This window comes from Mesorhizobium sanjuanii (assembly GCF_002529485.1).
Taxonomy (GTDB): domain Bacteria; phylum Pseudomonadota; class Alphaproteobacteria; order Rhizobiales; family Rhizobiaceae; genus Mesorhizobium; species Mesorhizobium sanjuanii.
This window is the reverse complement of the sequence record NZ_NWQG01000171.1, coordinates 24,637-31,047: the sequence shown is the minus strand read 5'-3', so window position 1 is coordinate 31,047 and position 6,411 is coordinate 24,637. Positions and strand designations below refer to the sequence as shown.

Genomic DNA, 6,411 nt, shown 5'->3' with positions numbered 1-6,411 from the left:
GCATCAGCCACCGCAAGTCGATGTTCGCCAACCTCGCCGTCTCGCTCATCGAGCACGAGCAGATCGTCACCACCCTGCCGAAGGCGAAAGATTTGCGTCCGATTGTCGAGAAGCTGGTGACGCTCGGCAAGCGCGGCGACCTGCACGCCCGCCGCCAGGTGATTGCCCAGATCGGCAATGAAGGCGTCGTCAAGCGCTTGTTCGACACCATCGCGCCGCGTTACGCCAACCGCAATGGCGGCTATTTGCGCATCATGAAGGCGGGCTTCCGCCACGGCGACAATGCCGCGATGGCTGTCATCGAGTTCGTCGACCGCGACACCTCGGCCAAGGGCGCCGGCGACCGTGCCCGTATCGAGGCCGAAGGCACCGATGAGGAAGCCGCGGCAGCATAAGGCCCGGTTTTCCTGAGTGAGTTTGAGGGGCCTGCGGGCCCCTTTTGCTGTCACGAAGGCTCCCGACGAGCGCTTGCTTGCCTTTGGCGGCCGGTTTTGTCGCCGATTGCCCAAAATAATCAGATTTCAGCGCCTTAGCCTTTCATTCTGCACAATCGTCGGGACAATGCGCCCGAACTTGCCTTGGAGGATTCGGAATGCGCATCAAACGGCTGTCTCTTGTTCTGTTCTGCGCCATGCTGGCATTCACAGCCGCGCCGGTGATCAGGCAGGCGCTGGCCGAAGACGCCGCCAAGACCGATCCCGGCCTGTCCGACGTGCTGACCGACCTGCTGCACGGCGTCGAGGGTGAGAACGCCACTTCCGGTCCCGACAAGCGCGTGCCGTTCGGCCGCGAAGAGGTGCAACTGTCCTTCGCGCCGCTGGTCAAGCAGACGGCGCCGGCCGTGGTCAATGTCTATGCTTCGCAAACGGCCAAGGTGACGTCGCCCTTCGACGGCGATCCGTTCTTCGAGGAGTTCTTCGGTCGTTCGCAGCCGCGCGCGCAGTCTTCGCTCGGCTCCGGCGTGCTGGTCGACCCGACCGGCGTGGTGGTCACCAATTTCCACGTGGTCAAGGACGCCGATCAGGTCAAGGTGGCGACCGCGGACGGGCGAGAATTCGATTCGAAGGTGCTGCTCAAGGACGAGACGCTCGATCTCGCCGTGCTCAAGATTTCCTCCGACAAGCCGTTTCCGGTCATCGCCATCGGCGATTCCGACGCGCTCGAGGTCGGCGACCTTTTGCTGGCCATCGGCAATCCCTTCGGTGTCGGTCAGACCACCACCAGCGGCATCGTTTCGGCACTTGCCCGCAGCCATATCGGCGTTTCCGATTCCGGCTTCTTCATCCAGACCGACGCCGCGATCAACCCTGGCAATTCCGGTGGCGCGTTGATCAACATGGGCGGTCAACTGGTCGGCATCAACACGGCGATCTATAGCCGCAGCGGTGGTTCGATCGGCATTGGCTTTGCTATCCCTTCCAACATGGTTCGCGCTTTCGTCGACGCCGCCAAGGCCGGGCTCACCTTCTTCGAGCGGCCCTATGTCGGCGCCGAATTCGAGCGTGTGACGCCGCAGATCGCCGAATCGCTCGGCATGGAGAAGCCGACCGGCGCGCTTGTTTCGTCGGTCGAAGAGGCCGGACCGGCCGCTAAGGCCGGGCTCAAGCCCGGCGATGTTGTGCTGTCGCTGAATGGCAAGCCGGTCGAGAGCATCGAGGCTCTGGATTATCGCATGGCGACGCTGTCGATCGGCACGAATGCCAGTTTCGCCGTGCTGACCAAGGGACAGCAGGCGACGATGGACATCGCGCTGGAGCGCGCGCCGGAAGGTGCGAAATCCTCGGAAGTGACGCTGCGCGGCCGCAGCCCGTTTTCGGGCGCCAAGGTTGCGGAGCTGTCGCCGCGACTTGCCCAGCGGCTCGGCGTTCGCACCGACGTCAAGGGCGTCACCGTGGTCGATATCAACCGCGATTCACCCGCCGCCGATTTCGGCTTCCAGCCGGGAGATATCGTTCGCGAGGTCAATGGTACGACCATCGATACCGCCGCGACGCTGGCGCAAGTAGCCCAGCAGGATACGCGCTGGTGGCGCTTTACCGTCGAGCGCGGCGGGCAGATAATGCGCCAGGTGTTGCGTTACTGAGCCCGATTTCCGTCTCTCTGAACGAGATCGCGCTCCAACCAAAAGAAGTGCATGGCCGATCTGTTCAGCGTCGATGAGCCTGAGAAGGCGCCGCCCGGCCGGCCGCTGGCCGACCGCTTGCGTCCGAAGAACCTCGGCGAGGTCGTCGGCCAGGAGCATCTCACCGGCCCTGACGGCGCGCTGACGCGGCTGATCGGTTCGGGCTCGCTCGGCTCGATGATCTTCTGGGGCCCGCCCGGCACGGGCAAGACGACGGTCGCGCGGCTGCTTGCCGGCGAGACCAGCCTTGCCTTCGAACAGATATCGGCAGTGTTTTCCGGCGTCGCCGACCTGAAGAAAGTGTTCGAGGCAGCAAAGCTGCGCCGCGCCAATGGCCGTCAGACATTGCTCTTCGTCGACGAGATCCATCGTTTCAACCGCGCTCAGCAGGATTCTTTTCTCCCTGTGATGGAGGACGGGACAGTTGTTCTTGTTGGCGCCACCACTGAGAATCCGTCCTTCGAGCTCAATGCCGCGTTGCTGTCCCGCGCGCGCGTGCTGGTCTTTCATTCGCTCGGCGGGGACAGCATCGCCAAACTCCTGGCGCGGGCGGAGGAGACCGAGGGCAGGGCGCTGCCGCTCGACGACGAGGCGCGGGCGATGCTCATCCGCATGAGCGATGGCGACGGCCGTGCATCGCTGACGCTGGCGGAGGAAGTCTGGCGGGCGGCCAAGCCGGGCGAGGTTTTCGGCGCCGAGGGCCTGCAGCGCATCGTGCAGCGCCGCGCGCCGATCTACGACAAGGGCCAGGACGGCCACTACAATCTGATCTCGGCGCTGCATAAATCAGTGCGCGGCTCCGACCCGGATGCAGCGCTCTATTATCTCGCCCGCATGTTCGACGCCGGCGAGGATCCGCTCTATCTCGGCCGTCGGCTGGTGCGCATGGCGATGGAGGATATCGGGCTTGCCGACCCGCAGGCCCTGGTCATCGCCAACGCCGCCAAGGATGCCTACGACTATCTGGGCTCGCCGGAGGGCGAGCTTGCCTTCGCCGAAGCCACCGTCTATCTCGCCACCGCTCCCAAGTCCAACGCCGTCTACACAGCCTTCAAGGCCGCCACCGGCGCCGCCAAGGAATTCGGCTCGCTGTTGCCGCCCAAGCACATTCTCAACGCGCCGACCAAGCTGATGAAGGAGGAGGATTACGGCGCCGGGTATCGGTATGACCATGACGAGCCCGAAGCTTTTTCCGGCCAGGACTATTTCCCTGAAAAGATGGGCCGGCGCACATTCTACGATCCGCCAGAGCGTGGATTCGAGCGCGATATCAGGAAGCGTCTCGAATATTGGGCGAAACTGAGAAGCGAGCGGGAAAAGTAGGCTTGGCGCGCGCGGCCGTCCTTGCGCCCGTCATTGCACCCTGGGGCGACAACCTGCCTTGGGGCATTTCGGCTTCGCTCGTCCTACACATGATGCTCGCCGCCACGCTGGCGCTGATGCCGATCCCGAAGCGCCCGAAGCAGATGCAGGAGGAACCGGTTTCGGTCGAAATACTGACGCCGGAACAACTCCAGCCGCCAGGAGAGGCGAAATCCCCACCAGCAGCACCCGCTGCGCCGGTTCCTGTCACCGAGGCGCCTGTGCATGAGGCGCCACCGTCAGCGACACCGCCTCCGGCCATGATCCGTGCGACGGAAATGCTGTCGGCAAGGACGCTCGCCGATCCACGCAGCAGGCAGGCGCGCGCCGATCTTGCGACATTGGCCTCCGACGAGCGCATGGTGCAGCTCTGCAATCTCGAAGCGATGGACCAGATCCGCAAATGGCGGGCTGATTTCCAGCCGGAACGGGTGGTGCCTTACGCGATGGCCGAGGAGACGATCTCCGCAACCTCCATCACCGCCAGCGGAGCAGCCTTCCGCAGTCGCAGGAACTGGTATGCGCTGAAGTTCACATGCGAGCTGGCACGGGATGGCGAAAGCGTCACCGGCTTCGCGTTCCTGGTCGGCGACCCCGTGTCCAAGGAGAAATGGGACGAACTCGGCCTGCCGGCTGTGCATTGACGTCTATTCCGACCCAGCCTTCCGATCAGGTACAGTGTCGCCGGCAAGTCACAGTAGTGTGATGTGTACGAGCTAACAAAAAATTCTATCACAACGCGCGAATGAGCCGCGGGGCCGCCAGATTTGGCGAGACATTTTCGAAGAAGGATCGCGCAGAGCGCGTGGAAAGATGACCAAGAAACTTCGCAAATCCCTTCGGCAGTTTGCTATTGCCGTTCCGCTGCTTGCGCTCGGCTTCTACTTCATTCCGATCCTGACCACGATCTGGATCGTCTGCGGCCTGATCGACGTGCTGCGCAATCACAACAAGAACCTGTCGCTGTTCCGCGGCTATTTCCTCGGCAATGGCATCTTCACCTGGCTGCTGTCGCCCTTCAACCTGTTGGTCGATTTGCTGTGCTACAGAAACCCGGGCGTCTGGAAGCTGGAGCAGTTTCCGCCGGACTATCAGCGCGAAGTCAACGAGGTTCTCGACGTCTTCAAGGCGCGCAAGGATGAGATCATCGCCGATATCGACGCCAATTTCGGCACCGGCCGGCGCGGCATGTATGTCTACCAGTGGTACGGCAAGCACAAGATCGACAACGTCGCCGAATTCAACAAGGACTTCAAATACATCAAGACCATCGCCGTGTCGGTGTTCAAGGGCAAGGAATCGACCTCCTGGCATTTCGGACCGCTACGGCTCAGCCTGCGCATTCTCTACAATCTTCTTCCGGTGAAGGCCGAGGTTTTCGTCGAGTGCAACAACGCCAGGAACTACTGGCACGACAATCCGCTCTATATTTTCGACGACACGCTGCTGCATCGCTCGGTCAACGAATATGACGGGCGCCGCTATTGCGTGTTCATGGACATCATCCGGCCATCGCCGTTTCCAGGCCTGATCTCGGCGCTTCTCGCCATGGTTTCGGTCAGTGTGGAACGCATCAATGCGATGTTCTACAAGAACTGGAAGATGATCGGCTCCAGCAAGCCAAAGAAGGCCGGAGCTGCCTGAGACCGCAGTCCGACCGGCGAAAGGAGCGCCATGTACCACCTGTTACTTGTCTGTCTTGGCGGAGCGATCGGCGCGATGGCCCGTTTCTTCCTCTCAGGCTTCGTCGCCCGCCGCGTCGGCGAGACCTTTCCCTGGGGCACAATGGTCGTCAATGTCTCCGGGGCGTTTGCGATCGGCGTCGTCGCGCATGCGGTGGCGCGCGAGGGAACGCCCGCCATCTGGGCCCTTGCCGTCACAGGTTGCCTCGGCTGCTACACCACGGTCTCTTCCTTCAGCCTCCAGACGCTGGCGCTGGCGCGCGAGGGCGAGTGGCTGCGCGCCGGCGGCAATGTGCTGCTCTCGGTTGTTCTGAGCCTCGGCGGTGTGACGCTGGGCTTTGCCGCGGGAAGTCTGCTGATCGGCGGCGGGGCGCCATGAGCAGTCCGCGCAGGCTTCGCTCCGGCGGCGCGGATGTTGCCGCGGCCCACCCCGGTGACCGGCGAAAAACAAACGAAATGATCCGGACCTATGCGGCGGTCGCCGCCGGCGGCATGATCGGCGGCGTGACGCGGGCCCTTGTCTCATTGGCGAGCACTGCCTTGTGGGGCGGCGGCTTCCCCTTCGGCACGCTCCTTGTGAATATCGCGGGGTCCTTCCTCATCGGCTTCTACGCAACGGTGACGGGGCCGGAGGGCCGCGTCTTCGCCGGTCCGTTGCAGCGCCAGTTCTTCATGGCCGGTTTCTGCGGCGGCCTGACGACCTTCTCAGCGTTCAGCCTTGAAACCCTCCTTCTGGCGCAAGGCGGGAAGTTCATGGCGGCAGGGCTCAATGTCGTGATCTCCGTGATGGCGTGGCTTGCCGCCGTCTGGCTCGGCCACATCTTTGCAATGCGTCTCAACCGACTGAGAGGATCCGGGCAATGAAGATATCAAGGCAGGCGCAATTGCTGCGCATATTCATCGGCGAGAACGACAGGGAGGACGGCCGTCCGTTGTATGAGGCGATCGTGCTCAAGGCGCGCGAAATGCAGATAGCCGGCGCGACCGTCCTGCGCGGGGCGATGGGTTTCGGTCATTCCAGCCGGCTTCACACCACGAAGATCCTGCGTCTGTCGGAGGACCTGCCCCTGGTGATCGAGATCGTCGACAACGAGGAAAAGATAGCCACTTTCCTGCCGACGCTCGAGACAATCATGACAAGTGGGCTGATCACGCTGGAGAAAATTCAGGTTCTGCAATATGGAACCGACAACGAATGACGAGGTATGAGCTTGCAGGCGCTAGCTAATGTCCTTGCATGGCGCA

8 protein-coding genes are annotated in these 6,411 nt (G+C 62.6%); all 8 read left to right on the top strand.

The features are described 5' to 3' along the window. Positions 1-2: 2 nt before the first annotated feature. The 8 genes from rplQ to CN311_RS23185 all read left to right on the top strand — a co-directional run bounded on the left by rplQ (position 3) and on the right by CN311_RS23185 (position 6,365). Complete coding sequence (rplQ, locus tag CN311_RS23220; protein ID WP_097576022.1) at positions 3-395, top strand: 50S ribosomal protein L17; 393 nt, start codon at positions 3-5, stop codon at positions 393-395. Between the two features lie 197 nt (positions 396-592). After that, positions 593-2,083, top strand: coding sequence for a DegQ family serine endoprotease (locus CN311_RS23215; RefSeq protein ID WP_097576021.1), 1,491 nt, complete (start codon positions 593-595; stop codon positions 2,081-2,083). Between the two features lie 51 nt (positions 2,084-2,134). After that, the gene (locus tag CN311_RS23210) at positions 2,135-3,445 is read left to right on the top strand and encodes a replication-associated recombination protein A (protein ID WP_097576020.1); all 1,311 of its coding nucleotides are present in this window, start codon (positions 2,135-2,137) and stop codon (positions 3,443-3,445) included. 2 nt (positions 3,446-3,447) lie between these two features. Next, entirely contained in the window at positions 3,448-4,128 is a 681-nt protein-coding gene (locus CN311_RS33505) for a DUF930 domain-containing protein (protein WP_245440915.1), read from the top strand. Between the two features lie 169 nt (positions 4,129-4,297). Then, positions 4,298-5,128, top strand: coding sequence for an aspartyl/asparaginyl beta-hydroxylase domain-containing protein (locus CN311_RS23200; protein WP_097576019.1), 831 nt, complete (start codon positions 4,298-4,300; stop codon positions 5,126-5,128). Positions 5,129-5,158: 30 nt separating this feature from the next. Continuing rightward, a complete protein-coding gene (crcB, locus tag CN311_RS23195; protein WP_097576018.1) occupies positions 5,159-5,545 on the top strand; it encodes a fluoride efflux transporter CrcB in 387 nt (128 codons plus the stop codon). Positions 5,546-5,622: 77 nt separating this feature from the next. Then, the gene (gene crcB, locus CN311_RS23190; protein WP_097576028.1) at positions 5,623-6,030 is read left to right on the top strand and encodes a fluoride efflux transporter CrcB; all 408 of its coding nucleotides are present in this window, start codon (positions 5,623-5,625) and stop codon (positions 6,028-6,030) included. Then, the gene (locus tag CN311_RS23185) at positions 6,027-6,365 is read left to right on the top strand and encodes a DUF190 domain-containing protein (RefSeq protein WP_097576017.1); all 339 of its coding nucleotides are present in this window, start codon (positions 6,027-6,029) and stop codon (positions 6,363-6,365) included. The genes crcB (CN311_RS23190) and CN311_RS23185 overlap by 4 nt, the downstream gene beginning before the upstream one ends. Positions 6,366-6,411: the final 46 nt, after the last annotated feature.